The organism is Streptomyces sp. NBC_00016, assembly GCF_045040885.1.
GTDB classification, from domain to species: domain Bacteria; phylum Actinomycetota; class Actinomycetes; order Streptomycetales; family Streptomycetaceae; genus Streptomyces; species Streptomyces coriariae.
This window is the reverse complement of record NZ_CP108304.1, coordinates 9,321,744-9,347,626: the sequence shown is the minus strand read 5'-3', so window position 1 is coordinate 9,347,626 and position 25,883 is coordinate 9,321,744. Positions and strand designations below refer to the sequence as shown.

General features: G+C 71.6%; 24 protein-coding genes. 10 read left to right on the top strand and 14 right to left on the bottom strand.

The window, feature by feature from the left end:
• Positions 1-75 precede the first annotated feature (75 nt).
• The 4 genes from OG933_RS41335 to OG933_RS41320 all read right to left on the bottom strand — a co-directional run bounded on the left by OG933_RS41335 (position 76) and on the right by OG933_RS41320 (position 3,570).
• A complete protein-coding gene (locus OG933_RS41335; RefSeq protein WP_405632328.1) occupies positions 76-1,239 on the bottom strand; it encodes an NAD(P)/FAD-dependent oxidoreductase in 1,164 nt (387 codons plus the stop codon).
• Positions 1,236-1,598: a bifunctional 3-phenylpropionate/cinnamic acid dioxygenase ferredoxin subunit gene (locus OG933_RS41330; protein WP_054245245.1), complete on the bottom strand. Its 363-nt coding sequence runs from the start codon at positions 1,596-1,598 to the stop codon at positions 1,236-1,238. Before OG933_RS41330 ends, OG933_RS41335 begins: the two co-directional genes overlap by 4 nt.
• 251 nt (positions 1,599-1,849) lie before the next feature.
• A complete protein-coding gene (locus OG933_RS41325; protein ID WP_405632326.1) occupies positions 1,850-2,482 on the bottom strand; it encodes an MBL fold metallo-hydrolase in 633 nt (210 codons plus the stop codon).
• Complete coding sequence (locus OG933_RS41320) at positions 2,482-3,570, bottom strand: S-(hydroxymethyl)mycothiol dehydrogenase (protein ID WP_405632323.1); 1,089 nt, start codon at positions 3,568-3,570, stop codon at positions 2,482-2,484. The genes OG933_RS41325 and OG933_RS41320 overlap by 1 nt, the downstream gene beginning before the upstream one ends.
• Before the next feature lie 511 nt (positions 3,571-4,081).
• On the opposite strand from OG933_RS41320, the gene OG933_RS41315 reads away from it, so the two are divergent.
• Both OG933_RS41315 and OG933_RS41310 read left to right on the top strand, forming a co-directional pair.
• On the top strand, positions 4,082-5,611 hold the full coding sequence (locus OG933_RS41315; RefSeq protein WP_405632320.1) for an MFS transporter: 1,530 nt from the start codon (positions 4,082-4,084) through the stop codon (positions 5,609-5,611).
• A 218-nt stretch (positions 5,612-5,829) separates the two neighbouring features.
• The gene (locus OG933_RS41310; RefSeq protein ID WP_405632318.1) at positions 5,830-6,261 is read left to right on the top strand and encodes a BlaI/MecI/CopY family transcriptional regulator; all 432 of its coding nucleotides are present in this window, start codon (positions 5,830-5,832) and stop codon (positions 6,259-6,261) included.
• A 151-nt stretch (positions 6,262-6,412) separates the two neighbouring features.
• Here the strand turns inward: OG933_RS41310 and OG933_RS41305 are convergent, their stop codons facing one another.
• Positions 6,413-7,048 (bottom strand): ScbR family autoregulator-binding transcription factor, encoded by a 636-nt coding sequence (locus OG933_RS41305; protein ID WP_405632315.1) that lies wholly within the window; start codon positions 7,046-7,048, stop codon positions 6,413-6,415.
• 198 nt (positions 7,049-7,246) lie between these two features.
• Positions 7,247-7,981, bottom strand: coding sequence for an SDR family oxidoreductase (locus OG933_RS41300; protein WP_405632314.1), 735 nt, complete (start codon positions 7,979-7,981; stop codon positions 7,247-7,249).
• Positions 7,982-8,091: 110 nt separating this feature from the next.
• Between OG933_RS41300 and OG933_RS41295 the strand changes: the two genes are divergently transcribed.
• Both OG933_RS41295 and OG933_RS41290 read left to right on the top strand, forming a co-directional pair.
• Entirely contained in the window at positions 8,092-8,706 is a 615-nt protein-coding gene (locus OG933_RS41295; protein ID WP_362526592.1) for a TetR/AcrR family transcriptional regulator, read from the top strand.
• Positions 8,707-8,896: 190 nt separating this feature from the next.
• The gene (locus OG933_RS41290; protein ID WP_405632312.1) at positions 8,897-9,817 is read left to right on the top strand and encodes an SGNH/GDSL hydrolase family protein; all 921 of its coding nucleotides are present in this window, start codon (positions 8,897-8,899) and stop codon (positions 9,815-9,817) included.
• A gap of 123 nt (positions 9,818-9,940) precedes the next feature.
• On the opposite strand, the gene OG933_RS41285 is transcribed toward OG933_RS41290, so the two are convergent.
• Positions 9,941-10,258 carry a hypothetical protein gene (locus tag OG933_RS41285; protein ID WP_362269788.1) on the bottom strand — a complete coding sequence of 106 codons (318 nt, stop codon included), beginning with the start codon at positions 10,256-10,258 and terminating at the stop codon, positions 9,941-9,943.
• Between the two features lie 239 nt (positions 10,259-10,497).
• Here OG933_RS41285 and OG933_RS41280 point away from each other — a divergent pair, with 239 nt between their 5' ends.
• Positions 10,498-12,636, top strand: coding sequence for an FUSC family protein (locus OG933_RS41280; protein ID WP_405632309.1), 2,139 nt, complete (start codon positions 10,498-10,500; stop codon positions 12,634-12,636).
• Here the strand turns inward: OG933_RS41280 and OG933_RS41275 are convergent.
• Positions 12,633-13,955, bottom strand: a complete 1,323-nt coding sequence (locus tag OG933_RS41275) for a cytochrome P450 (RefSeq protein ID WP_362526584.1) — start codon at positions 13,953-13,955, stop codon at positions 12,633-12,635. The two genes, OG933_RS41280 and OG933_RS41275, sit on opposite strands and share 4 nt — an antisense overlap.
• A gap of 200 nt (positions 13,956-14,155) precedes the next feature.
• Here OG933_RS41275 and OG933_RS41270 point away from each other — a divergent pair, with 200 nt between their 5' ends.
• The 3 genes from OG933_RS41270 (at position 14,156) to OG933_RS41260 (ending at position 16,031) form a co-directional block, all read left to right on the top strand.
• Positions 14,156-14,602, top strand: coding sequence for a DUF6153 family protein (locus OG933_RS41270; protein WP_405632306.1), 447 nt, complete (start codon positions 14,156-14,158; stop codon positions 14,600-14,602).
• 90 nt (positions 14,603-14,692) lie between these two features.
• Positions 14,693-15,355, top strand: a complete 663-nt coding sequence (locus OG933_RS41265; protein ID WP_405632304.1) for a DUF305 domain-containing protein — start codon at positions 14,693-14,695, stop codon at positions 15,353-15,355.
• Positions 15,356-15,494: 139 nt separating this feature from the next.
• Positions 15,495-16,031 (top strand): GNAT family N-acetyltransferase, encoded by a 537-nt coding sequence (locus tag OG933_RS41260; RefSeq protein ID WP_405632301.1) that lies wholly within the window; start codon positions 15,495-15,497, stop codon positions 16,029-16,031.
• A gap of 31 nt (positions 16,032-16,062) precedes the next feature.
• On the opposite strand, the gene OG933_RS41255 is transcribed toward OG933_RS41260, so the two are convergent.
• The gene (locus tag OG933_RS41255; protein ID WP_405632298.1) at positions 16,063-16,761 is read right to left on the bottom strand and encodes an SDR family NAD(P)-dependent oxidoreductase; all 699 of its coding nucleotides are present in this window, start codon (positions 16,759-16,761) and stop codon (positions 16,063-16,065) included.
• Positions 16,762-16,867: 106 nt separating this feature from the next.
• Between OG933_RS41255 and OG933_RS41250 the strand changes: the two genes are divergently transcribed.
• Complete coding sequence (locus OG933_RS41250; RefSeq protein ID WP_405632296.1) at positions 16,868-17,749, top strand: helix-turn-helix transcriptional regulator; 882 nt, start codon at positions 16,868-16,870, stop codon at positions 17,747-17,749.
• Positions 17,750-17,920: 171 nt separating this feature from the next.
• On the opposite strand, the gene gap is transcribed toward OG933_RS41250, so the two are convergent.
• The 3 genes from gap to OG933_RS41235 form a co-directional block, all read right to left on the bottom strand.
• The gene (gene gap, locus OG933_RS41245; RefSeq protein WP_362526567.1) at positions 17,921-18,919 is read right to left on the bottom strand and encodes a type I glyceraldehyde-3-phosphate dehydrogenase; all 999 of its coding nucleotides are present in this window, start codon (positions 18,917-18,919) and stop codon (positions 17,921-17,923) included.
• A 170-nt stretch (positions 18,920-19,089) separates the two neighbouring features.
• Positions 19,090-20,049, bottom strand: a complete 960-nt coding sequence (locus OG933_RS41240; protein WP_405632293.1) for a GlxA family transcriptional regulator — start codon at positions 20,047-20,049, stop codon at positions 19,090-19,092.
• Positions 20,050-20,158: 109 nt separating this feature from the next.
• Positions 20,159-20,593, bottom strand: coding sequence for a hypothetical protein (locus tag OG933_RS41235; protein ID WP_362526564.1), 435 nt, complete (start codon positions 20,591-20,593; stop codon positions 20,159-20,161).
• A 209-nt stretch (positions 20,594-20,802) separates the two neighbouring features.
• Here OG933_RS41235 and OG933_RS41230 point away from each other — a divergent pair, with 209 nt between their 5' ends.
• A complete protein-coding gene (locus OG933_RS41230; protein WP_362526562.1) occupies positions 20,803-22,626 on the top strand; it encodes a glycoside hydrolase family 15 protein in 1,824 nt (607 codons plus the stop codon).
• Positions 22,627-22,748: 122 nt separating this feature from the next.
• On the opposite strand, the gene OG933_RS41225 is transcribed toward OG933_RS41230, so the two are convergent.
• Both OG933_RS41225 and OG933_RS41220 read right to left on the bottom strand, forming a co-directional pair.
• Entirely contained in the window at positions 22,749-24,053 is a 1,305-nt protein-coding gene (locus tag OG933_RS41225) for a DUF2254 domain-containing protein (protein ID WP_362526559.1), read from the bottom strand.
• Complete coding sequence (locus OG933_RS41220; protein ID WP_362526557.1) at positions 24,050-25,807, bottom strand: cation:proton antiporter; 1,758 nt, start codon at positions 25,805-25,807, stop codon at positions 24,050-24,052. The genes OG933_RS41225 and OG933_RS41220 overlap by 4 nt, the downstream gene beginning before the upstream one ends.
• Positions 25,808-25,883 lie beyond the last annotated feature (76 nt).

Below are 25,883 nucleotides of genomic sequence, written 5' to 3'. Positions count from 1 at the left end.
CTCCGGACGGCGTTGTGCATGAAGCAACGCTGCGTGCCATATGCAACCGCAGCATGGGATGCCACAGGGGTGGTGTCAAGACGTCGCGGCGGCGAGCTGCTTGCGCCAGCGCGTGAACAGCCGCGGCTGGTTCATGCCGAGCACCGCGACCGGCTCTCCGGCACGCCGGTAGACGGCCAGGACGTTGCGGTCGTCCACGGCACCTTCCTCGACGCTCACACTGTCGGCGCCGGCCGCGTGACCGGCGAACTGGATCCTGACGCCGTACTGGTCGGACCAGAAGTACGGCGGCCGGGGCACACCCGGCACCACCGCGCCCCCCGCCAGCAGCGTGGCGACGGCCGCGTCGGGGCGCTCCCGCGCGCCGGTCCAGTGCTCGACACGGCGGTGGGCGCCGGCGCGGGGGTCGTACCAGTTGGCGCAGTCGCCGACCGCGACCACCCCGGCCAGGGCGGTGCGGCCGTCGGCGCCGCATTTGACGCCGTTGTCCAGCTCGACACCGGATCCCTCGAGCCACTCCACGCACGGGCGAGCGCCCACACCGACGACGACGATGTCGGCCGGGATGCTGCGGCCGTCCTCGAGCAGGACGGCGTCCACACACCGCTCCCCGCTCAGCCCCTTGACCCCCACACCGCACAGCAGCCGTACGCCGTGGTCCGCGTGCAGGCCGGAGACGATGCCGCCCATGGTCGCGCCGAGCGGCCCGGCCAGCGGCGTCGGAGCCACCTCGACGACCGTCACGTCGAGCCCCAGGGCGTAGGCGGTGGAGGCCACCTCGGCGCCGATGAATCCGCCGCCGATCACCACCAGCCGTCCGCCCCGGGCCAGTTCGTCGCGCAGGGCGCGGGCGTCGTCCAGGGTCCGCAGGACGTGCACGCCGGCCAGGCCGTCGGAGCCGGGGAGCCTGCGAGCGGCGGCGCCGGTAGCGATGACGAGGCCGTCGACGCGGACCTCCCGCCCGTCGGCCAGCCGCACGGCACGGTCGGCGCGGTCCAGGCCGGTGGCGCGGGTGCCGAGCAGCCACTCCGCGCCCAGGTCCTCGTCCTGCGCCTCCAGCGCGAGATCGGCCTCGCCGAGGGTGCCGGCCAGGAACTCCTTGGACAGCGGCGGCCGGTCGTACGGGCGATGGAACTCGTCGCCGATGACGACCAGCCGTCCGTCGTAGCCCTGTTTCCGCAGCGAGCGCGCCGCCGACAGTCCGGCGAGCGAGGCGCCCACCACGGCCACGGTCCTCACGCGGTACCCCCGGCGAGCCGGGACGCGACACAGGGCGGCAGGTTGGGGGCGTCCGTCGACACCCGGACATGGATCATGCCGTCCTCGACGACGACCTCGTGCGTGCGCACCGGGAGCTTGGCCGGCGGGGCGTCGACGGCGCCGGTGCGCAGGTCGAACTTCGAGGCATGCAACGGGCATTCCACCTCACAGCCCTCCAGCCAGCCGTCGGCGAGCGAGGCGTCCTGATGGGTGCAGGTGTCGTCGATGGCGAAGAGCTCGCCGTCGTCGGTATGGAACACCGAGACCGGCGGATCGATGTCGAGCCGGAAGGCCTCACCTCGCGGGAGATCCGCGAGACGGCACGCGGGAATCTTCATGACACCTCGGTGCGTATAACGAAACGGATTGCGGTAAGCGCAACATCAGTCTGAAGTCGGCCCGAATCCTTGTCAAGGCATTCACGAGCCGTACAACTCGGCACCTGGCGTTGCCTCTGACGCAATACTGTGCGCCATAGGCAACACGGCGAGCGGCTGCTCCCACCCGCGCCGGGGACATGAAGGCGGCCCGCCCCCTCGCCCCGTGACGGGCGAGGAAACGGGCGCGTCGCCCTGTGCCTTCCGGGGGTTCAGAAGCCCCGGTCGAGCCACTCCTGAAGGTGCGGAGTCTCGGCGGCGACGGTGGTCGTCTCTCCGTGCCCGGTGTACACGACGGTGTCCTGGGGCAGCGTGAGCAGCCGGCCCCGGATCGAGTCGACGATGGTCGGGAAGTCGCTGTACGACCTTCCCGTCGCCCCCGGCCCGCCGGCGAAGAGGGTGTCGCCGCCGAAGAGCGCCGTCAGCGCCGGCGCGTGGAGGCAGACAGCGCCGGGGGCGTGGCCGGGGGTGTGCAGCACGGTCAGCGAGACGCCGGCCACCTCGAGGACCTGCCCTTCGGCCAGTTCGCCGTCGGGCGCGCGATCGGGGTGGGTCTGCTTCCACAGCGGCAGGTCGTCGGGATGGAGCAGGACCGGGGCGCCGGTGCGCGCGGCGAGTGCGGGCGCGGCGTCGATGTGGTCGTTGTGGGCATGGGTGCACACGATGGCCCGCAGGGTGCGTCCGCCGAGGGCCTCGGCGATGGCCCCGGCGTCGTGCGCGGCGTCGACGACGATCACCTCCTCGTCGTCCCCGATGATCCACACGTTGTTCTCGACGTCCCAGGTGCCGCCGTCCAGCGAGAACGTCCCGGAGGTGACCAGGTGTTCGATGCGCGCGCCGGGCATCAGAGGAGCACCACCGAGCGCAGGACCTCGCCACCGTGCATACGGTCGAAGGCCTTCTCGACCTCGTCCAGCCCGATGGTCTCCGTGACGAAGGCGTCCAGATCCAGCCGCCCCTGCAGATAGAGGTCGATGAGCACGGGGAAGTCGCGGGAGGGCAGGCAGTCTCCGTACCAGGACGACCTCAGCGTGCCGCCACGCCCGAAGACGTCCAGCAGCGGCAGCTCGAGCTTCATCTCCGGGGTCGGCACGCCGACCAGGACGACCGTACCGGCGAGGTCGCGGGCATAGAAGGCCTGCCGGTACGTCTCCGGGCGGCCCACCGCCTCGATGACCACGTCGGCGCCGAAACCGCCGGTCAGCTCGCGGATCGCCTCGACCGGGTCGGATTCCCTGGAGTTGACGGTGTGGGTCGCGCCCAGTCTCCTGGCCGTGGCCAGCTTCCGGTCGTCGATGTCCACCGCGATGACGGTCGCGGCGCCTGCCAGCCGCGACCCGACGACCGCCGCGTCCCCGACGCCGCCACACCCGATGACGGCCACACTGTCACCGCGCCCGACGTTCCCGGTGTTGATGGCGGCGCCGATGCCCGCCATCACGCCGCAGCCGAGCAGCCCCGCGGCGGCCGCCGACGCGGCCCGGTCGACCTTGGTGCACTGACCGGCCGCCACCAGCGTCTTCTCCGCGAACGCGCCGATACCGAGCGCCGGGGACAGCTCCTGCCCGGTCGAAGCGAGGGTCATCTTCTGCCCGGCGTTGTGGGTGGCGAAGCAGTACCAGGGCCGTCCGCGCCGGCAGGCGCGGCACCGGCCGCACACCGCACGCCAGTTGAGGATGACGAAATCGCCGGGCGACACCTCGGTGACACCCTCCCCCACCGACTCCACGACACCCGCGGCCTCGTGCCCCAGCAGGAAGGGGAAGTCGTCGTTGATGCCGCCCTCGCGGTAGTGCAGATCGGTGTGACAGACCCCGCAGGCTTCGATCTTCACCAGCGCCTCGCCCGGCCCGGGATCCGGCACGATGATCGTTTCCAGGCTGACGGGGGCGCCCTTGCCCCGCGCGACGACAGCACGGACCTGGTGCGTCATGGCCACTCCTCGGCTGGTACGAGACCTCGACTGATGTTGCTCATTACGACACGCATCTCGCGTGCCGCAACGAGCATGGTTGAGCGTCCACCGGAGGTCAAGGCCCCCGCGGCCGGACGGCGCTCGCACGACGAGCAGGGATCCAGGTCGCGTCATCCCTCTTTCACCAAAAGGCCGCACCGGGGCCGATCCGGAACAGGAAAAGCAGAGCTCTGCTTGATTTGCAAAACCCAGGAAAGTGTGAGCAACACCCTTCCCGTGGAATTCTCGCTGCACACACCGCGCGGGAAAAAGCAAATCCCAACAACGCATGTGACCAGGCCTGTTGAGCGGACGTCGACGGAAACGTCAAGGGCGAGAAGGACCACATCCGCCGAACCGCTTTCCGGGTCCCATCAGAATGGAAACGGGTGTTATGGTCTGGCTCGCACATTCCCACGGATCAGCGGGGCGTTCTCCCCATCCGGCGCTCTCGGGAATGTATTCACCCACCACTCCCTGGAGTTCTGCCATGCCTTCCGACAGCGCGACCGTCATCGCTGCGGCCGACGCGGACACACGTTCCGGCTCCCCCGGCGGACGCCATCTGGGCCTCGCCCTGATCGTGATCGCCGCCGCCCAGTTGATGCTGATCCTCGACGCCACCATCACCAACATCGCCCTGCCGAGCATCCAGACCGAGCTCGACGTGTCCGACGCGAACCTCGCCTGGATCGTCAACTCCTACGCCCTCGCCTTCGGCGGGCTGCTGCTGCTCGGCGGCCGGGCCGGTGACCTCTACGGGCGGCGGCGCCTCTTCCGCGCCGGCATCGCCGTGTTCACCCTGGCCTCCCTGCTCGGCGGCCTCGCCCCCGACGAGGGTCTGCTCATCCTGGCCCGCGTGCTCCAGGGCGTCGGCGCGGCGCTCGCGGCGCCCAGCGCGCTGGCCCTGATCACCACCACGTTCCCGGCGGGCAGGGAACGGAACAAGGCGATGGGTGTCTACGCGGCCATGGCCGGCATCGGCGCCACCATCGGCCTGCTGCTCGGCGGGGTGCTGACCGACGTCCTGGACTGGCGCTGGGTGTTCTTCGTCAACATCCCCATCGGAGCGGCGGTCCTGGCCGGCACCCGGCTGCTCGTCGAGGCCGAGCGCCACCCCGGACGCCTCGACGTGCCCGGCGCGGTCACCGGCACCGGCGGGCTGATCGCCCTGGTCTACGGCATCACCCGGGGCGGCGAGCACGGCTGGACCGACAGTCTCACGCTCATGTCCTTCTTCTCGGCCGCCGTACTGCTGGGCGTCTTCCTCTTCGCCCAGCGGCGTGCCGAACATCCGCTGATGCCGTTGCACCTGTTCAAGGACCGTACGCGCACCGGCAGTTACGCGACGATGCTGTTCATCGGCGCCGGCATGATCGCCTTCTTCTACTTCCTCACCCTCTACATGCAGCTGATCCTCGGCTACAGCGCCGTCAAGACGGGCTTCGCCTATCTGCCCTTCAGCCTCGGCATGGGCATCGCCGCCGGCGCGAGCTCCAGGCTCGTCACCCACGTCGCCCCGCGTCTCGTGGCCGCACCCGGTCTGCTGGTCGCCGCCGGCGGCATGTTCTGGTTCACCGCCCTCACCCCGGACTCGTCCTTCACGACCCACCTCATGCCCGCGATGTTCGTGACCGCTCTCGGTCTCGGCATGAGTTTCGTGCCGATGACCCTCGGCGCGGTGCACGCCGTGGAGGGTCACGAGACGGGCATCGCCTCCGCGCTGCTCAACACCGCCCAGCAGATCGGCGGCGCGCTCGGCCTCGCCGTCCTGTCGACCGTCTCCACCAACGCCGCCGACGACCGGCTCCCCGGCGCGGCCTCCGCCCTCTACCGGGGCCTGGCCACGGGCGACTCGGCCCGTATCGGGAAGGCGAGCGAGGCACTGACCCACGGCTACACCGCGGCCTTCGCCATCACCGCGGTCATGTTCCTCGCCGCGCTGGCCGTCACCGCGGCCGCCATCAACGCGAAGAGGCAACAGCACGTCGAGGGGGCACCCGCCGTCCACCTGGGCTGACTTCAGCCCCGCCCACCGACGGTGGCCGGTCGGTCACAACAGCCCGACCGGCCACCGCGGACCGGGCGGCCCCTCGCGGCCCTCTCGGAATCCACGTCCAGAAGGACGTCCGCCCCCGACCCCGGCCCGGCCGACTACAGTCCGAGTGACTACAACCGCGTAGACGGTCTACCGCACTGTGGACGATCGGTGGACGATCGAGAGTCGAGGGCCTTCCCATGCCAGAGGGACACGAAGACCGGCCGGCCGGCCGGCGGCCGGACCGTCGTCCCGCGGGTGAGCTGGAGGCGAGTGTCCTGGCCGCGCTCTGGGCCGCCGACGGCCCGCTCACCCCGATCGCGGTCCGGCTGGCACTCGGAACGGACCTGGCACGCACCACGGTGACGACGATCCTGACGCGCCTGCACGCCAAGGGCGCGGTCACCCGCGCCCACGCCGGCCGGGGCTACGTCTACACCCCCGCCCAGGACCCGCCCGGCCTCACCGCCCGCCGTATGCACGCCGAACTGAACAAGGACGCCGACAGGGCCACCGCCCTCGCCCGCTTCGTCGCCGACCTCGGCCCGCAGGACAGGGAACGCCTACGGACCCTGCTCGACGAGGGGCCCGACGGCGGGGCCTCGCGCGGCGGGGCGACGATCCGCACATGAACGAATCACCTGCCCGTCCTGGTGGACCTTCTTGGCCCGGGCGTCCGCGTGGAACTTCGGCGCGCCGGGGGTGACTTCGTGTGCGCCCTTCGATAGGGCACCGGGCAGAGGGGCGAGGCTGTGTCAGAGCTGCTCAACGAGGAGTACACGGCTATTCGGACAGTTCCCCCAGGGCCTCCCCGATCCCCGACAGCAACGGGGCGTGGTCCGGTGAGCCCGCGAGCCAGGGCAGGAGGAAGGTCCACAACTGCGTCACGCGGTCTGCCGAGAGCCAGTCGCGGTCGGTCGCGCCCAACACCTCGAACCCCGCCGTCGCCGCCACGATCACGGTCGTCGCGGCGTCGACCGAGACGTCCTGGGCGAGCTCCCCCTCCCGCTGCGCCTGGACGATGAGATCGTGCACCCACGCCCGCCACCATTGCAGCATCATCGCCCCGTTCTTACGGGACGGATCACCGCTGAGCCGGAACCCCGCCCTGATCACGGGATCGGTGACCACGGCCAGGAGCAGGCTGCACGCCGTGTGGACCAGGGACTGCAGCAGCGTGTCCGCCGTGCTGCGACATCGCTCCGCCAGTTCCTCCACGGAGTCCGCCGCCGCCCTCTCCACCTCTGCGGCGAGGTCGCTCTTGTTCGCGAAATGGAAATGCAGGGCGCCGGTACTGACACCGGCCCGCTCGCTGATGACGGGAAGGGAAGCCCGCGCGTACCCCTCGGCGGCGAACAGCTCGGCGGCCGCTCGGACAAGAGACTGACGTGTGCGCACCGCTCGCGCCTGCATGCCCATCAGGTCTCCCTCCCTCAGCCCGTACAGGACGACGCGGGACCGGGCCCCCGACCCGGAACGTGGAGAGCATTCCACCCGGCGATCACTAAGTAAACCGCACGTTTGGTATTTTTATACGGGACGATGCGATCTCGATCACTACTGGGGGGCAGGGTGGGGCTGGGACAGGGTGGGATTGGGGCAGGGCGAGTCGAGGTATCAGGCGATGCCGCCGTTCGCGAAGAGGACCTGCCCGTTGACCCAACGCCCCGGGCCCGCCAGGAAGGCCACGGTCTCGGCGATGTCCTCGGGTGTCCCGAGACGCTCCAGCGGGGGCTGCGCGGCGAGGCGGTCGATCGTCTCCTGATCCTTACCTTCGAGGAAGAGCGGCGTCGCGGTCGGACCGGGCGCGACGGCGTTGACGGTGACGTCCCGTCCTCGCATCTCGCGGGCCAGCACCAGCGTCATGGCCTCGACGGCCCCCTTGCTCGCCGCGTAGGGCGCGTACCCGGGGAAGGCCAGCCGGGTCACCGAGGTGGAGAAGGTGACCACCGCCCCGCCGTCGCGGACACGGCGCGCCGCCTCCCGGGCCACGACGAAGGCCCCGCGGACGTTGGTCCGCATCAGCCGGTCGAAGGCGTCGAGATCGAATGCGGCGATCGGCGCCAAGGTCATCACACCGGCGGTGTGGACCACGACGTCGATCCCGCCGAAGGCCCCCTCCACCGCCGAGAAGGCGTCGGCCATGGCTCCCTCGTCGGCCACGTCCCCGGTGACCGCGATCGCCCGGCCGCCCGCCGCCTCGACGGCGGCGACGGTCTCCTGTGCCGCCGCCTTGTTGCCCGCGTAGTGCACGCCGACGGCCATTCCCTCGGTCGCGAGCCGCCGGGCCACGGCCCGGCCGATCCCTCCGGAAGCGCCGGTGACGAGTGCGACGCGTGTGGTCTCGGACATGATGTGCCTCCAGTTCATTTATGAACGCTGAGTCCATATAACCACGTTGTGAACGCTGCGTCCATATGCCAGGCTGTGGGTCTGTCGGACGATGCCTGGAGGTCGGTGCGATGCAGGAACGGTCGGAACCCGAAGCCGCACCCAGACCACGGCGCGGTCGGGGCCGGCGGCCTGCCGCCGAGGTACGGGCGGACGTCCTCGACGCGGCCGGCGCCCTGCTCCTCGACAAAGGCATGGCAACGTTCACCATCGAGGCGGTCGCGGAGCGGGCCGGGGTCAGCAAGACGACGATCTACAAATGGTGGCCGTCCAAGGGCGCGCTCGCCCTCGACGGCTACTTCCACGCCGTGGAGTCCGTACTGGCCTTCCCGGAGAGCGACGACGTCGAGGCCGACCTCACGGCGCAGCTTCGCGCGTTCGTGCGGATACTCACCGAGACGCCCGCCGGGCGAGTGATCGCCGAGCTCATCGGCCAGGCACAGACCGATCCCGAGCTGTCCGCCGCCCTGCTGGAACGCTACTCGGGCCCGCGGCGGGAACTGGCGGTCCGGCGGATGCGGCGGGCACAGGCAGAAGGTCAGCTGCGCCCCGACGTCGATCCCGAGGTCCTCGTGGACCAGCTGTGGGGTGCCTGCTACCACCGCCTGCTGATGCCCAGCCTGCCCGTCACCGAGGAGTTCGCGACAAGCCTGATCGCCAACCTGCTGCGTGGCGTCCGCGCCTGACGAGGGACGCAAGACACGGGCGCGGCTCCCTCCCTCCGGACGCGGTCCCCCCGCTTCTTGCGGCAACGGGTTCGCTCCCGGCTCTGGCCCCGGTGACCTACTGGACGGTATACAAGCCCAGTCGAACGGCACGCCGACCGTACGGGACGGCGTCGTCGACGGGGTGTGGGCTTCAAGGGGGAGGAACTCGATGCAGCGCGACGTTCGCACGGGAGGACCGGCCGGTCACCGCCGAAAGGGCGTCACCTTCCTGGCCGCACTGGGCAGTTGTGCGCTGGTCGCCGCTTCCGCGGCACCGGCCGCGGCGCACGGCGGAGGCGGAGGCGGAGGCGGCAACCGGTATGTGGCGCTCGGCGACTCCTACACCTCCGGCCCCCTCATCCCCCGGCAGGTGGACGCCAACTGCGCCCGCTCCGACCACAATTACCCGTCGATCGTGGCCACGCGGCTTCGTAACGTCACGTTCAAGGACGTCAGTTGCGGCGGGGCGACCACCGAGCAGATGTGGAAGGCGCAGGGCACGAACGGCCCCCAACTCGACGCGGTGGGCCGGAACAGCGACCTCGTGACCGTCCAGATCGGCGGCAACGACATGGGCTTCGGCTCCATCATCGGCACCTGCGCCCAGTTGTCCGCGCAGGACCCGACCGGCAACCCGTGCCAGCGCCACTACGGCGCCTCGGGCGTCGACCAGCTCACCGTGGCGATAGCCAGGACCGGCCCCAAGGTCGCCCGGGTGCTCCAGGCCGTGCACGACCGGGCCCCGCACGCCCGGATCCTCGTCGTCGGGTATCCGGACCTGCTGCCCGACGACGGCAGCGGCTGTGCCCCCTCGGTGCCGTTCGCCACGCAGGACTTCCCCTACCTGCGGGACACCGGCAAGCGGCTCAACCTGATGCTCCGTCTGGTGGCGCGCTGGAACCACGCCGAGTACGTCGACACCTACGGCCCGACCATCGGCCACGACATGTGCAAACCCCCGGCGGAGCGATGGATCGAGCCGTTGCAGCCCACGTCCCCCGCGGCTCCCGCGCACCCCAACGCCAAGGGTGAGGCGGCCATGGCGGGGGCCGTGTGGCAGCGGCTGACGCACGGCCGGGGCGGTCACTGAACCGGCGGACGGCCGACGGGCGACGGCGGATGTCCGGCGCCGTCCGACTCCGCGTCGGCCCGTCCGACTCCGCGTCGGCCCGTCCGGCCGGGGCCCGTCGCGGCCCCGGCTCGCCCGGCCGGCTCACACGTCGGAGTCGATACCGGTGACCACCGCCGGTCCGAGCGGCGCGCTCGTGTCGTCGAGCCCCGCGGCGTGCAGGGCGGAGTCCGCGAGCCTGCGGGCGTCCTCCTCCGCGTGCGGACCGCTGTCCGCTTCGACGGCGAGCCGGATGGTGAACGTGTCGTCCTCGTTCACGGTGAGCGGGTCGAGGTCCTGCGCGTTGCCCATCCGCGTGTGGTGCGGATCGGCCGGGCGCAGGGCCTGACTCAGCCGCGTTCGCGTCTCGTCCTCGACCTCGGTGGTGAAGGTGCCGGGCACGGTGATCACGTACGTCGTCATGGTGTTTCTGTTCCTTTCCTCGCGTCCTCGGGTCCTCAGGTCCTCGGGTTCCCTCCCGCATACCCCGGAGCGGGGCGATCGATCTCCGCTCTGCTCCGGTAGGCCCCGCCGACCGCCCCCTGTCTCCTCCGGACGGGCCGAGCAACGCCCGGAACCCGCGCCCGACTGCGTGACCACCCGACCCGCGCGACACTGAAAGCCGCGGATGATCCTCGGGTGGCGCGCGGAGAGGAGCGCTGATGCCCAAGCGGCCGTCGCTCGCCGAATCCGTCCGGGCCGGCCGGCGTGCGACGCGTGTCACGGTCGCCGCGGCGGCCGGGTTCTATCCGGCCGCGTATCTCCTCGATCAGCCCGTGACCGCGGTCTACGCCCTGTTCACGCCGATCGCGTTCGGCGTTCTCTCGCCGGTGCCGGGGTCCGGCCGCCGACGCGCCGTGACCGTACTGCGCGCCCTGCCGCCCGCCGCCGTCCTCACCGCCGCCGGCACGGCCCTGGCCGTCCAGACCTGGTCGGCCGTGGCGGGCATGCTGCTCGTCGGGTTCGTGCTGATGTTCGGCTCGATGTGCGGCCCGCGTCTGGCCGGCACCGTCCCCGGGCTTCAGCTGTTCTACATCCTCGCCTGTTTCCCGCCCTTCGCCCCGGAGACGCTGCCCCAGCGGTTGACCGGGGTAGCCATCGGCGGGGTGTCCCTCGTCCTGTGCGAGGTGGCGGTGCTCCCCGATCCGCCGGATCCCTCGTACGGCGACCGGATCGCCGACACCCTGGACCTCGCGGCCCGCGCCACCCGCTCCCTGATCCATACCGAAGGCCCGGAACCCGGTCTGGCCGGACGGCTGCGGGCAGCCGGCCGGGGCCTGCGCTTCTCGCAGCAGCCTGCCGGTGCCCGCCCGACCGGAGCGGGACGGACGGACCGAGCGCTCGCCCAGGCGGGATCCGCGGCTCGGCGCCTCGTCGACCAGCTGGCCGCCCTCACCGAAATGCACTCCACGCACTCGGACACGGCATCGCAGAACCTCCTGCACGGCATCGCGGCGACCTGCGCCGAGACGGCCGGCGCGCTGCGCCGGTCCCGTCCCGCGGAGGGGCCCGAGCTGATCGAGGAGATGACCGCCCAGTTCCTTGCCGCACGCGACGGCGACCCCGGCGAGCGCGTCTCCCGCCCGCACCAGGTGCTGCTGCGGCAGTCGACGGTGCTGACGATCGCGGTCTCCGCCGTGACCGTGCGCACGGCCGTCGCCCTGGCGCTCGACGGCCGTCAGCCGGTGTACGGCCTGCCCCGGGAGCAGTTCTGGTACGCGCGGATGCCGACGGTCCGCCTGTTCACCATCCGCCTCACCGGCAATCTGACGCGGCGTTCCGTCGTCTTCCAGAACGCGCTGCGCAGCGCGTGCGGTCTCGCACTCGCCCGCCTGGTGGCGGGCTCGCTCGACCTGTCGCACGGTTTCTGGGTGCTGCTGACCGTGCTGACCCTGGGCCGGACCACGGCGGGCGCCACCTGGTCCGCCGTCCGCGCGGCCGTCGTGGGCACGCTGGCCGGCGCGCTCGCCGCCGGTCTGCTCCTCATCGGGGCGGGCCAGGCCACCGACGTGTACGCGTACCTGCTCGTACCGATGATGCTGATCGCCTTCGCGGTGGGGCCCCTGGAGGGCCCGGCCTGGGCGCAGGGGCTGTTCACCCTGGTCGTCTCCACGGCGTTCGCGCAGATCGCGCCCGTGACGTGGCGGCTCGCGGAGATGCGTGTCGTGGACGTGCTGACCGGGAGTGCGGTCGGGCTGCTGTGCGGTGTGCTCGCCTGGCCGTTCGGGGCCCGCGCCGAGACGCGGCGCAGCATGGCGGCGCTGCTCCGGTCCGCAGCACCCGTGGTGCGGACCACGACCGCCGCCGTGACCGGCGACGGCCCGGCGGACGGCGGCGACGCCGGTCACCGGGCCGTCCGGCTGACGCTGCACCGGCTTCGCATCGCGGAGGGCTCGTACGCGCAGTACCGCACCGAGCCCGCCTCCCCTGCCCGCGAGCCCGAAACCGACTACCTCGCCGCCCTCAACTTCGGCTCCCGTGTCCTGGTCGGCGCCTACTGGCTGCCCCGGACGGAGCCTGCGCTCGAGCTGCCGCCCGCGGCCCTGGACTGGGCCCGGCACATCAGCGAGGAGGCGGAGACAGCGATCGTCCGGGCTGCCGACTTCCCTCCGGGCGGCGTCCATGTCCGGCTGACCCCGCCACCCTCCCTGCCCTCCGAGGTCCCGCCACGGGTCCAGTCCCTCCTGACCGACATCGAGGTATGGCTCGACGCGCTCGCAGCGGACCTCCGGACCAGCACTGGCCCTGGCACTGGCCCTGGCGCCGGCACTGAGCCACCGGTCGGGACCCGAGCGCCCTAACCCGCCAAGGTCGCGACGGTGGGCCCGTCGGGACGGACGGTCATGCCGTACGCCGCCTTGGTGGGGATGGAGGAGAAGGCCAGGGTGTGGGCGGGCAGCAGGTGTTCGAGCAGGACGGTCGACTCGCGGAGCGCGAACTGCACACCGAGACAGGCACGGGGGCCGATGCCGAAGGGGAAGTAGGCGCCCAGGTGCGCGGGCCGACCGCCCGGGGTGACGAACCGCCGAGGGGCGAAGTGCTCCGGGTCCGGCCACAGTTCGGGATCGCGGTGCGTGAGGTACGGGCAGACGAGGAGGTCGGTGCCCGCCTCGACGGTGTAGCCGGCGAGGACGTCGTCCTCGGCGGCGTGGCGGGGCAGGATCCACGCGGACGGGTAGAGCCGGAGTGTCTCGTGGATCAGGGCCTGGATGGCCTGACGGCGCTCCGGCGAGCCTTCGCCGCCGGCGCCGAGCGTCTGTTCGCGGGCGGCGGGGTGCCGGTCGAGGAGCAGATACAGCCAGGTCAGTGTGGTCGCGGTGGTCTCGTGCCCGGCCGCGAGCAGCGTGACCAACTCGTCGCGGATCAGCTGGTCGCTGTATTCGGGGTGTTCGGCGCCGGCGTCGGTCAGGACACGCAACAGGCCCGGTCCCTCGGGGCCGGGCGCCCCGTTTCGGGCGGCCTCGATGGCGTGCCCGGCGACCGCGTCGATCCGGGCGAGATCGGCGGCGACGGCGTCCCGCGCCTCGGAGGCGTCCGCGGGCAGCGTCGGCAGGGCGGTCGCCACCACCGCCACGGCGTCCAGTTCGCGCTCGGTATCGTCGTCGAGGGGATGGCCGGTGAGGGAGCGCCAGATGGCGTCCAGGGCGAAGCGGCGCATCTCCCGCCCGACATCGAGACTCTGCCCGGTACGGGCGTACCCGGCCCAGCGTCCGGCGGTGGTCCGGGCGGCCTCGGTGATCCGCTGTTCGTGGCGGCGCATCCCGGTGCCGGTGAACTGGGACTGCAACAAGCGGCGTTGCCGCTTCCACGCCGTACCGGTGGCGGCGAGGACCCCGTCGCCGATCAGCAGACGGGCGCGGTGGGAGCGCTTGACGTACCGCTCCGGGTACCGGGCGAGGACGTGCTGGACCGCCGACGGGTCGGTGACGAGCACGGTGCGGGACGGCCCGAGCCGGAACGCGGCGACACCGCCGCACCGTTCACGCACCTGGGCCAGCAACTCGACCAGTTCGCCTCTCTCCGAGCGCCACCGCTCCACGATTCCGGGCTCGACTTCGGGCACCGGCCGCCCCGTTCCGGAATCGAGCGGGAGTGAGCCGTGACCGGCTTCGGATTCCATGATTCTTCTCCTGGTCAACCGCCGTGACGGGCCGCGACGGAGCGCGTGCGCTGAGCGGACTGTACGGGATCGGACACCTTCGGTGACAGCGCACCGAAGCCGCCCCGAGACTACGGCTCGCGGCTGCGCCTCGTGCCCGGCGCACCGCAATGCCCGGACGACGCGCAGGTGTTGGACAGGTTCCGCCTAGGATGATCCCGATGAGGAGTCGCGAGCAGCAGCACCCGGCGCGACCGCCCGTGTGGCGGTGGCGGGCGCTGCTCGTGCTCGGCCTGCTCGCCGGGCTGCTGGCCATGCACGCCCTGTCGCCCGGCGGCACCGTCCACGAACACGCCGTGCCCCAGCACAGGGCGGCCGGCTCGGTCAGCGCCGTCTCGGTCAGCGCCGTCTCGGTCAGCGCTCCCTCGGTCAGCGCTCATGAGGACTGCGCGGGGGACGGCGGGGACTGCGGTGGAGGACACCTCCATCACGCCGACCCGACCTGCCGGGCCGCCGCGGTGAGCGGCGCGCCGGCTCTGCCCGCGCTCGTTCCCGACCCGGTGACCGTCCCCGTACGCGCCGACGCCGTCTGCCCGTACGCGGCCGAGGCCCCGCACGGCGCACGCGCGCCACCCTCCCTGGCGGAACTCCAACTCCTGCGGATCTAGACACCACTCGGCACCACGTCACCACTCGGCGACGCGGTGCGCCTCGACAGGTCCGGATCCCTTTTCGCACAGCACAGCAGGAGTTTCAGCATGCGCAACACCCGTACCCTGACCCATCGCGCCGCTCTCACGGCCGCCGCTGTCACCGCCGCGCTCGTCCTCGCCGCATGCGGCAACGACAGCAGCAACGACAGCGGCAGCGGACACACGGGCGGTCACAGCTCCGCGTCGTCGTCGACGAGCGCCGACGCCACGGCCGGAGCGCACAACGCCCAGGACGTGTCCTTCGCGCAGGGCATGATCCCCCACCACCAGCAGGCCCTCGAGATGGCCGAACTCGCCGCCGACCGGGCCTCGTCCGCCGGGGTCAAGGGCCTCGCCTCGCGCATCGAGGAGGCGCAGGGCCCGGAGATCAGGACCATCGGCGGCTGGCTGACGTCCTGGGGCGAGGACGTCCCGACGTCGTCCGACAGCACGACGGAACCCATGCCCGGCATGGACCACTCGGCCGGGTCCGGGATGCCCGGCATGAGCGACGGCTCGGACATGGACGAACTCGACAAGGCGTCCGGCACGGACTTCGACACCATGTTCCTGACCATGATGATCGACCACCACGAGGGCGCCGTGGCCATGGCCACCACCGAGCAGAGCAAGGGCATGTACGGCCCCGCCACGTCCATGGCCGACGACATCGTCACCGCGCAGACGGCCGAGATCGCCGAGATGAACAAGCTCCTCGGCAAGCGCTGACGAACGGGAGGAGGGGGCCGGATCACGCACCGGCCCCCTCTGCCCCGTCGCCCGAGCTGCGGGTCGCAAAGGGCCGGAGGCCGGCTCGGCCGAGCACTCCCCCTGGCAGGCCCGTGGACGGAGAGATCATCATGTGAGGATGCCTCAGAACCCGTCCTCCGCAACTCCGACCGCAGTACGGCTCCTTCGCTACACCAGAGCTGAGCAGGACGAGATCCTCGGCGGTGGCGACGACCCCTTCGGTGTCGCGGCGACCGGTCTGAGCTGGCTGCCCAAGGAAGACCACTTCGGCGTCAGACAGGGCGGCCGGCTGGTGGCACACACCGGCCTGCTACGGCTGTCCGTCGCGGTCGGCGACACCGGGACGGAGGTCGTGGGGGTCGGCGGAGTGGCCGTCGCACCCGACGTGCGGGGCCAGGGACTGGCTCGGCTGGTGATCGCGGCGGCACTCCGGCACGCCCGCACGATGGGTCCTTCGCACGCGCTCCTGTTCTGCCGGCCCCCGCTCGTGCCGCTGTACCAGCGCCTCGGGTGGCATCCGCTCGACGAGGACGTACGCGTCGAACAGCCCGAAGCCCGCGTGGTGACCATGCCGTTGCGCACCATGGTGACGCCCCTGCACGACAACGCACGCTGGCCTTCGGGTCCGGTACGCCTGTTCTCGCTCCCGATGTGACGCCCTGCGCGTCTCGAACCACCCCGCTGCCTCAGAACAGGTCGATCGGGCCGGTGCGGTCGATGAAGCGTCCCGAGCCGGCGCCGGGCCCCTCGGTCGCGAGGCGGACGATCGCGTCGGTGCCCTCGGTGACGGACTGCGGGCCGCTGTGGCCGTTGAGATCGGTGGCGGTGTAGCCGGGATCGGCGGCGTTGACGCGGATGTCCTTCAGCCCCTTGGCGTACTGCGTGGTCAACATGGTGAGGGCCGCCTTCGAAGCGGCGTAGAGAGGGGCGACGGCGGAGGACTCGGCCCGTGACGGGTCGTGCGTGAGGGCGAGCGACCCCATGCCGCTGCTGACGTTGATGACGACCGGGTCGGACGACCGGCGCAGCAGCGGGAGGAAGGCGGTGGTCGTCCGGACCACGCCGAAGACGTTGACATCGAAGACGCCCAGCGCGTCCGCGCCGGTCAGTTCGCCGGGATCGCCGTGCGGACCGTGCACGCCGGCGTTGTTGATCAGGACGTCGAGTACGCCTTCGTGGGCGGCGACATCGGCCGCCGCGGCGACGACGGAGGCCTCGTCGGTGACGTCGATACGGACGCATCGCGCGCCGAGCGCGGCCGCGGCCGCGGCGCCCCGCTCCGGATCCCGGGCTCCCAGGATCACGGTGTGACCGAGTGCGATGAGGCGGCGGGCGGTCTCGTGGCCGAGGCCCTTGTTGGCTCCGGTGATGAACGTGGTGGTCATGCGTCGATCGTGCCCACCGCGGCGGGCCCCGGCCAGGGACGCTTCGACCGTAGGAACGGCAGTACCACGATCACCACGACCACGGTCGGGGAGGGAGTGGGGCAGGATGGACGCCATGGCGACGAGAGCGGGAGCTGGACTGGGCGCGACGATCCGTGCCTGGCGAGAGCGGCTGTCCCCGTCGGCCGTGGGGCTGCCGTCTGCCCGGACCCGCCGCGCGGTCGGGCTGCGTCGCGAGGAACTCGCCGATCGGGCCGGCGTGTCGGTCGACTACGTGGTGCGCCTGGAGCAGGGGCGGGCCACGGCCCCTTCGGCCCAGGTCGTCGCCTCTCTCGCACGCGCCCTGCGCCTGACCGTCCCCGAGCGGGACCACCTGTACCGCATGGCCGGGCTGGTCCCCCCGCGCGACGACGTGATCCCCGATGACCTTCCGCCGGGCGTGCACCGCGTGCTGAACCGGCTCGGAGACGTCGCGGTCGCCGTGTTCGCGGCGGACTGGCGGATGATCTGGTGGAACCGCGGGTGGGCGGCGCTGCTCGGTGATCCGTCGACCACGCCCCCGGAACTGCGCAACTTCGCCCGTGAGCGGTTCCCGGTCGGTTCCGACGCCGTGCGCATCGCCTGCTGGCCGGTGGTCGTGCGGAACGGCGCCGACTCGGACCTCGCCATCGTGTCCGACCTGCGCCGCGCCACCGGTCGCTTCCCCGACGACGCGGGCCTGGCCGAGCTGATCCGTGTCCTCACCGTCGGCAATCCGACGTTCGCCCGGCTGTGGGCGAGCGGCGCGGTGGGGGCGCACCGCGAGGACCGCAAGACGATCGAACACCCCCAGGTCGGTCCCGTCGAAGTGGACTGCGACGTCCTGACCGACGGCGAGTCGGACCTCAAGATCGTGATCTTGAGCGCGCTGCCCGGCAGCGCGCACGCGACCAGGTTGCGGCTCGCGTTGGCTGCCGACCTCGACAGCGCACCCACGCGCAGCCGCTGACCACTCTCGGACGCGCTCGCGCAGATCCTGCAGATCCGGCACGTCCGGCACATCCGGCAGGTCCGGCAGGTCCGGCAGCCGCCGGTCGTGCCGGGAAGGCGTGCGGTGACATGCCGCCGGCCGTTCGCGGGGCGATCCGCGAACGGCCGGAGGGGCCGGGAGTGCCTGCCGTCAGCGCGCGGCGAGGAGTTCGAGGGTGTCGATCACACGGTGGGAGAAGCCCCACTCGTTGTCGTACCAGGCGACCACCTTGACGTGGCGGCCTTCGACGCGGGTGAGGGCCGAGTCGAAGATCGAGGAGGCCGGGTTGCCGACGATGTCGGACGACACGAGCGCGTCCTCCGAGTACTCGAGGACGCCGGCGAGCGGGCCCTCGGCCGCGGTGCGGTACGCCGCCAGCACGTCCTCGCGCGTCACGTCGCGGGCGACGGTCGTGTTGAGCTCGACGATCGAACCCACCGGGATCGGCACCCGGATCGAGTCCCCCGACAGCTTGCCGTCGAGGTTCGGCAGCACGTGGCCGATCGCCTTGGCGGCGCCCGTCGTGGTGGGCACGATGTTGACGCCGGCGGCGCGGGCGCGGCGCGGGTCGCGGTGCGGACCGTCCTGGAGGTTCTGCTCCTGCGTGTAGGCGTGCACCGTCGTCATGAAGCCGTGCTCGATGCCGGCGAGGTCGTCGAGTACGGAGGCCAGCGGGGCGAGCGCATTGGTCGTGCACGAGGCGTTCGAGACGATCGTGTGCAGCTCGGGGTCGTAGGCGTCGGTGTTGACGCCGTACGCGAGCGTGACGTCCGCCCCGTCCGAGGGTGCGCTGACCAGGACCTTCTTCGCGCCCGCGTCGAGGTGGGCGCGGGCGTCCTTGGCGGAGGTGAACCGGCCGGTCGCCTCCAGCACGATGTCGACGCCGAGCTCGGCCCAGGGCAGTCGCGCCGGCTCGCGCTCGGCGAGCACCTTGATACGACGGCCGTCGACGACGAGGACGTCGCCGTCGACGTCGACCGGGCGGCCGAGTCGGCCGGCCGTCGAGTCGAAGGCGAGCAGGCGCGCGAGCGTGGCGGGTTCCGTGAGGTCGTTGACGGCGACGATCTCGAGGTCGCTGTCTCGCTGGAGGAGCGCGCGCAGCACGTTGCGTCCGATGCGGCCGAATCCGTTGACGGCGATGCGAGTCATGAAAGTGATGTCCCTTCGGTCCTTCGGTTCGCCACCAGCCTCGCGTGTGGCGGCCATCGGTGACCTGGGCGTGAGCGCCATGGTTCGAAAGGATCTCGCCACCCGGCGTCCCCGGCCTGTCCGGGCGTGCCCCGCCCGTCCGGCCGTGCCCCGCATGTCCGGCGGAGCGGCTACTCGCCCTTCGCGAAGGTGCGCCGGTATTCGCTGGGTGTGGTGCCGAGGATCTGCTGGAAGTGCGTCCGGAGGTTCGCCCCCGTACCGAGTCCGACGTCGCCGGCGATCTGCTCGACGCCGCGTTCGGAGCGTTCGAGCAGCTCGCGGGCCATGTCGATACGGGCGCGCATGACCCACTGCATGGGTGTGTAACCGGTGTCCTCGACGAAGCGCCGCGAGAAGGTGCGTTCCGAGACGGCGGCGTGCCGGGCCATCGTCTCGAGGGTGAGGGGCTCGTCCAGTCGGTGCAGCGCCCACTCGCGGGTCGCGGCGAACCGCTCGCCCAGTGGCTCCGGCACGCTGCGCGGCACGTACTGCGCCTGACCCCCGCTGCGGTAGGGCGCGGCGACCAGGCGCCGGGCCGCGTGGTTCGAGGCGGCCACCCCGAGGTCGCGGCGCAGGATGTGCAGGCACAGGTCGATCCCGGATGCGGCGCCGGCCGACGTCAGCACGCTGCCCTCGTCGACGAACAGGACGTTCTCGTCGACCTGGACGAGCGGATGCTTCGCCGCCAGCGCCCGGGTGTAGTGCCAGTGGGTCGTGGCGCGTCTGCCGTCGAGCAGCCCCGTGGCGGCGAGCGCGAAGGCCCCCGTCGAGATGGCCGCCAGCCGGGCGCCCCGGGCGTGGGCGGCCAGCAGCGCGTGCAGGACGGCCCGGGGCGGGTCGTCGAGGTCCGGAAACCGGTAGCCGGGAAGAAAGACGACGTCGGCCCAGTCGAGCGCGTCCAGGCCGTGGGCCACGTGGTACGACAGCCCGTCCCCGCCGGTCACCAGCCCGGGCGCCGCGCCGCACACCCGCACCTCGTACGGCATGCTCGCGCGGGTGGTGAACACCTGTGCGGGAATGCCGACGTCGAGCGGCTTGGCCCCCTCGAGCACAAGGACGGCGACACGTTGCAGGCGGGAGGAGGACGACACCCGCAACAGGGTACGGGGGTACGGGCCGCGGTACCGGAGGCACCGCTCGCGCCCCGTGGCACCGGGTGGTCGGGCGGATCCCGATGCGGCGCCTTCCTGCGGTGCCCCGCTAGACGTGCGCCCCGGGCACGTGCCGCGGCTCGGCGATCAGCCCGTAGACGACCAGCGCGGACACGACCATGGTGGCCAGCGACCAGAACGGGTAGACCGGCAGGAAGATCATCTGCCCGACCAGGCAGAACACCGCCAGACAGATGCCCGTCAGCCGTGCCGCCCTGGAGCCCACGAGCACGCCGATGCCCGCCAGGGCCATCACGATGCCGATGACGACCCAGATCCAGCCCCAGGCCGTGTAGTTGAAGATGAGCAGCCGGTTGCCCTGGGAGTAGACGGTCGAGTAGTAGCCGTGATTGAAGATCGCCACGAATCCGTTGAGCAGGTTGAACAGAGCGCTGACCAGCAGCAGGATCCCGGCGAAGGCCACCCAGTGCGAGCGTTCCATCGGAGGTACGGCGTCGTCCGGGAGAGAGGCTTGTCGCTGCATGGGATCCATCAGACGCAGCACCACGGCAGGTCGCCATCAGTGATGGTCCGTTGGGGTTGCGCGGCCGGGCGTCCTCGGACGCCCGGCGCGTGGGTGCCGTCGGCGGCCGGCCACGGGCCGACGGGCCTTGCCGACGGTGGCTCCGACAGGCGCCTCCGCATGGCCTGCCGGATAGTGGACGGCGACGGCACCCTTGGGATTGGACGCTCATGGACCGCTATCCCCCGATCGCCGACCACGGTCTCGTCGGCGACCTGCAGACCGCCGCCCTGGTGTCCTCCCAGGGCGTGGTGAACTGGTTCTGCTCGCCGAGGTTCGACTCGCCCAGTGTCTTCGCCTCCCTGCTCGACCACGACCGTGGTGGGCACTTCCGGCTGGCTCCCGAGCATGCCGACATGACGTGCAAGCAGCTCTACTACCCGGACACCGGCGTGCTGGTCACGAGGTTCATGTCGCCGGAGGGCGTCGGCGAGGTCATCGACTGGATGCCGGCGAACACCAGCCGTGTCCCCACCGACCGCCACTGCCTGATGCGGGTGATTCGCGTGGTGCGCGGCACCGTGCGGTTCCTGCTGGAGTGCAGGCCGCGCTTCGACTACGGCCGGGCCGAGCACGAGCTCGATCTGCGGACCCAGGAGGCGGTGTTCCGGGGCCCCGGGATCGCCGGTCATCTGCAGGCCAGCTTTCCGCTCGCGCGGGACGGGCAGGACGTGCGGGGTGCGGTCACGCTCGGCAGCGACGAGTCGGCCGTCGCCGTCTTCACCACGTGCGCGGTCGACGGTGAGGCACCACCGCCGCCCACGGTCGACGGCGTGACGTCCGCTTTGTGGCGCGAGGTGGACTTCTGGCAGAAGTGGCTGCGCACCTCCCACTACCGGGGGCGTTGGGGCGAGATGGTGAACCGCTCCGCCATCACGATCAAACTCCTCACCTACCACCCGACCGGTGCGCCGGTCGCCGCCGCCACCATGGGCCTGCCGGAACAGGTCGGCGGTGAGCGCAACTGGGACTACCGGTACTCGTGGGTGCGGGACGGATCGCTCTCGGTACGGGCCCTGCTCGACCTCGGGTTCACCGAGGAGGCGTCGGCGTTCACCAAGTGGCTGGGCGACCGGATGCACGACCGGGCGGAGCTGCCCGGCGAACGCCTCCAGATCATGTACCGGGTCGACGGGGACCCGCACCTGACCGAGGAGACCCTCGACCACTGGGAGGGCTACCGGGGATCGAGGCCGGTCCGGGCCGGCAACGCGGCCGCCGACCAGTTGCAGCTCGACATCTACGGCGAGTCCCTCTACGCCATGGCCGAGGGCATGGACATCGGCGTGGAGCTGGGTTACCACGGCTGGAAGGGGCTGGCCCGGACGCTGGACTGGCTGTGCGACAACTGGGACCGTCCCGACGAGGGCGTCTGGGAGACCCGCGGAGGCCGTAACGACTTCACGTTCAGCCGGGTGATGTGCTGGGTCGCCTTCGACCGGGGCATCCGCATGGCGACCGAGCTGAGCCGCCCCGCCGACATCCCGCGCTGGCGCGACGCCCGCGACACCATCCTCGACCAGGTGATGGACAAGGGCTGGAGCCAGGCCGAGCAGGCCCTGGTGCAGCACTACGGCGGGGACGTTCTCGACGCCTCCCTCCTGCTGATCCCGCGCGTGGGTTTCCTCGCCGCGAAGAGCCCCGGCTGGCTCTCCACCCTGGACGCGATGGAGCGCAAGCTCGTCTCGGACAGTCTCGTGTACCGGTACGACCCGGCCGCTTCCCCGGACGGCCTGCGCGGCTCGGAGGGCACCTTCAGCCTCTGCACGTACCTCTACGTCGACGCCATGGCCCGGGCCGGGCGCGTCCGGCCGGCGCGCTACACCTTCGAGAAGATGCACACCTACGCCAACCATGTCGGCCTGTTCGCCGAGGAGATCGGCCCGAGTGGCGAGCAACTCGGCAACTTCCCGCAGGCGTTCACCCATCTGTCCCTCATCATGGCGGCATCGACCCTGGACGAGGCCATCGACCGGCAGCGGCGGCTCGGCTGAGCCGGAGTCGGCGGGTTCACGCCGGCGGGCTTCGAGCCCCACGGGCCGCGGTGACCGGGTCCGCCCGTCCGCCCGCCGGGACGGGACGGCGGCCGGCCGGGAAGAGGTCCCTACGGGCCGGGCTAGTCGGGCGGTGCAGCACCGGGGGCAGCGTCCCGGGTGCGCCGTCCCCCGATGCCCTGGGAGTCGGCCGTCCGTGCCTCGGTGCGACGGAGGTCGTCCGCGAACTCCCTTTCGACAGCCTCGTCGAGGAGGCGGAGTTCGGCGTGCAGCGCGGGCCCGCACTCGTCCGGCAGGCTCGCGAGGAGACCTTCGAGCAGGGCCCGGAGCCGTCGGCAGACCTGGACGGAGGTCGCGCCGTAGTCGCGGATCTCGGTGACCGCGAGCTCCAGGTAGTCCTCCCAGGGCCGGCCGGACAGCACGAGGCGCAGCCGGCCACGGTCGTCGGCGAGCTCGTAGTGGCTGCGGGGTCCGGCGCGGCCGACGGTGTGCAGGAACGCCTCGATGTGGTTCAGCACCTGGACGGCGGTGGTGGGGTCGTTGACGGCGGGTGACAGGGCGCGGATGGCGATGTCGACCAGGATGCGCAGGGCGAAGGCCGGGTCCTGCTCGATCGTCCGCTCCGCCCCGAGGGCGAGCAGGTCCGTCACCCGCTGTGTGTCTGGCGGGGACGCGGCGCCGTGGACCTCGACGACGGTGCCGCCGGGCGGCACGAAGTCGCCGACGGAGGCGACCAGCACGAACACGCAGTCGTGCCGGGCCGCGAGCGCGACCATGCCGGGTGCGTTCAACGCCTGGACGACACCGCCGCGTTCCGACCGGATGCGGGTCACCGAGCCGGTCGTCGGCGGCGCCTTGTCGGGCGCGGCGGTGCTCCGCAGGTGTGCCGCCGCGTGATGGATGACCTGTTCGCCCGAGCGTCCCACGATGTCCGCGATCGCCACCGGCCGCAGGTTGTGGGTGAAGCGGTTGAGGTAGATCAGCAGGAGCAGGAGGCTGGCGGAGACGGCGATCCCGGCCGTGGTCACGCCGAGGTTGGGCACCGAGTCCGTCTCGATGCTCCGCAGCAGCGTGTACGCGAAGGCGAAAGTGCCGGTGAAGGTGCCCAGCACCGCCTTCTGCAACCGGTCGCGGTACCAGAGCCGCATGTACCGCGGTGAGAGGGTGCCGGTGGCCTGCTGGATGACGAGGACGCCGATGGTGACGACGAACCCGAGCAGCGCGATCATCGATCCGACCACGGAGCTGAGGACACTGGTCGCGGTCGACGCGGAGTAGTCCCAGCTCGTGGGCAGCCAGGACGCCCCGTCCACGGCGGCTGCCGCCTCGGCCAGCGCGACGCCGAGCACGAGCCCGAACAGCGGGACGATCCAGAGACTGGCCTTGACGTACTGCCGCAGTCGGAAGCGGGCGGCCCAGGAGGTCATACGGAACCCATCAGAACGGCGGTGTCGCCCGGCAGCGGTGTGATGGTCTGGGTCCCGGTGACCGGAGCCAGCCGGCCGTCGGCGCGGACGACGAACAGGATGTCGTGGTCCGGGGGGACCGGCGTGGATCCGGGCTGCACCTGGAAGCGGGCACCCCGCTCGTAGCGGGCCGCGAGGTGCTGGCGGACGAGTGCGCGGCCGAAGAGGATGTCGCCGCCGGTGTAGGGGGCGACCACCCCGTGGCTGTCCCGCGGCGGCCCCACCCGGTAGACGGGCCCCTGCACGTTGTCCTTGATGACGACCGAGGCGAGGGCGTTGAAATCGTCGTCGTCGGTGAGCAGGAACACCGCCGTCACGCCCTCCAGGCGGGCTCGGGGGTTGGTCGCGGTCGCCAGCATCTCGCCCTGGGCGAGGTCGATCCCGGCCGAGGTGATCCGCTCGCGTTCCTCGTCGAGTCCGGCCCACATCAGCACGTCGAGTCCCGCGGTCTTCAGGGCCTGCCCCAGGCCGATCACCCACGGGGCCCCGCCGACCAGAAGAGGGCGGGTCCGCGCCGACCGGACGACCTCCAGTTTCCGGGCCACGGGCGCGGCGGTCAGCGCGTAGAGCAGGACCGTCCCCACGATCACGAGGAAGGTGATCGGAAGGATCTTGGACGCACCGGGCAGGCCCTTGGCCACCAGGGTGGCGGAGAAGGCGGACGCGGTCGACGCGGCGACGATGCCGCGCGGTGCCATCCACCCGATGAAGCCCCATTCGCCCACGGTGAGATCGGACCCCCGGGCCGCCGCGTACGCGACGAGCGGCCGGATGAGGAGGACGAGTACGGCGATCAGGATCAGGGAGGGGACGAGCACGGGCACCACGGACGCGGGGGTGACGGCGGAGGAGATGGAGATGAACAGCAGACCGATGATCATCTGGACGAGCGTTTCGAGGAACGGCCTGCGGGCCGGCATGTCCATCCCGGGCAGGTTGGTGATGGCGAGTCCGGTGACGATGGCGGCGATGAGGCCGGTGTCGTCGCGGACGATGTCGCAGAGCGCGGAGACGAGGATCACCGTCGCCAGCTGGGCGAGGGTGCCGAGCGTCTCGCCGAGCCTCAGCTTGTGCAGGGCCAGCCACAGGACGACGGTGGCCACCGCGCCGCCCGCGAGGCCCACGCCCATGCTGAGGAGGAACTGGCCGATCTGGTAGCCCCGGCCGATGTCGATCTGATGGCTGGTCGCGACCGCGTGGAAGACGATGGCGCCGAGAATGCCGCCGATCGGGTCGGTCAGTGTTCCTTCCCAGATCAGGATGCGCCGCAGCTTGTCCGTCGGCCTGACGTATTCGAGCAGGGGGCCGACGACGGTGGGGCCGGACACCACGAGGATCACGCCGATCATCGCCGCCACCCGCAGTGGGATGTCGAACAGGGCCGGCCCGATGCCCGCGACGGCGAAGAAGGTGACCAGGATGCCGATGATCAGCAGCCGCACGACGGTGCCACGGGTACGGCCGGTGAGGTTGCGCAGGTTCAGTCCGAGACCGGCGTCGTAGAGGATCACGGCGACGGACAGCGAGACCAGCGCGGGGAAGTCGGGGCCGACGAGCTGGCCGGGGTGAATGACGTCGGTCAGGGCGCCGGCCGTGAAGCCGACCGGCAGTAGGACGATCAGCGCGGGGACACGCAGCTTGTTCGCCAGGATCTGCGAGCCCGTGGCGAGGGCGACGGTCAGGGCGATACCCAGGAGGATGTCCTCGCCGGTCATAGCGGTTGTCCTCCTCTTGACTCTGCAGCCCTTGACTCTGAGGCCCTTGACTCTGAAAGCCCATGACTCTCAGGCC

Bases quoted from the DNA above. Each gene is read 5' to 3' on its own strand.
- OG933_RS41295 (WP_362526592.1), top strand. From the start codon at position 8,092: ATGCAGGAACGGTCGGAACCCGAAGCCGCACCCAGACCACGGCGCGGT.
- OG933_RS41225 (WP_362526559.1), bottom strand. From the start codon at position 24,053: ATGACCTCCTGGGCCGCCCGCTTCCGACTGCGGCAGTACGTCAAGGCC.
- OG933_RS41315 (WP_405632320.1), top strand. From the start codon at position 4,082: ATGCCTTCCGACAGCGCGACCGTCATCGCTGCGGCCGACGCGGACACA.
- OG933_RS41250 (WP_405632296.1), top strand. From the start codon at position 16,868: ATGGACGCCATGGCGACGAGAGCGGGAGCTGGACTGGGCGCGACGATC.
- OG933_RS41325 (WP_405632326.1), bottom strand. From the start codon at position 2,482: ATGCCCGGCGCGCGCATCGAACACCTGGTCACCTCCGGGACGTTCTCG.
- OG933_RS41330 (WP_054245245.1), bottom strand. From the start codon at position 1,598: ATGAAGATTCCCGCGTGCCGTCTCGCGGATCTCCCGCGAGGTGAGGCC.
- OG933_RS41220 (WP_362526557.1), bottom strand. From the start codon at position 25,807: ATGACCGGCGAGGACATCCTCCTGGGTATCGCCCTGACCGTCGCCCTC.
- OG933_RS41280 (WP_405632309.1), top strand. From the start codon at position 10,498: ATGCCCAAGCGGCCGTCGCTCGCCGAATCCGTCCGGGCCGGCCGGCGT.
- OG933_RS41230 (WP_362526562.1), top strand. From the start codon at position 20,803: ATGGACCGCTATCCCCCGATCGCCGACCACGGTCTCGTCGGCGACCTG.
- OG933_RS41270 (WP_405632306.1), top strand. From the start codon at position 14,156: ATGAGGAGTCGCGAGCAGCAGCACCCGGCGCGACCGCCCGTGTGGCGG.
- OG933_RS41300 (WP_405632314.1), bottom strand. From the start codon at position 7,981: ATGTCCGAGACCACACGCGTCGCACTCGTCACCGGCGCTTCCGGAGGG.
- OG933_RS41235 (WP_362526564.1), bottom strand. From the start codon at position 20,593: ATGCAGCGACAAGCCTCTCTCCCGGACGACGCCGTACCTCCGATGGAA.
- gap (WP_362526567.1), bottom strand. From the start codon at position 18,919: ATGACTCGCATCGCCGTCAACGGATTCGGCCGCATCGGACGCAACGTG.
- OG933_RS41260 (WP_405632301.1), top strand. From the start codon at position 15,495: ATGCCTCAGAACCCGTCCTCCGCAACTCCGACCGCAGTACGGCTCCTT.
- OG933_RS41320 (WP_405632323.1), bottom strand. From the start codon at position 3,570: ATGACGCACCAGGTCCGTGCTGTCGTCGCGCGGGGCAAGGGCGCCCCC.
- OG933_RS41265 (WP_405632304.1), top strand. From the start codon at position 14,693: ATGCGCAACACCCGTACCCTGACCCATCGCGCCGCTCTCACGGCCGCC.
- OG933_RS41305 (WP_405632315.1), bottom strand. From the start codon at position 7,048: ATGGGCATGCAGGCGCGAGCGGTGCGCACACGTCAGTCTCTTGTCCGA.
- OG933_RS41255 (WP_405632298.1), bottom strand. From the start codon at position 16,761: ATGACCACCACGTTCATCACCGGAGCCAACAAGGGCCTCGGCCACGAG.
- OG933_RS41290 (WP_405632312.1), top strand. From the start codon at position 8,897: ATGCAGCGCGACGTTCGCACGGGAGGACCGGCCGGTCACCGCCGAAAG.
- OG933_RS41285 (WP_362269788.1), bottom strand. From the start codon at position 10,258: ATGACGACGTACGTGATCACCGTGCCCGGCACCTTCACCACCGAGGTC.
- OG933_RS41310 (WP_405632318.1), top strand. From the start codon at position 5,830: ATGCCAGAGGGACACGAAGACCGGCCGGCCGGCCGGCGGCCGGACCGT.
- OG933_RS41275 (WP_362526584.1), bottom strand. From the start codon at position 13,955: ATGGAATCCGAAGCCGGTCACGGCTCACTCCCGCTCGATTCCGGAACG.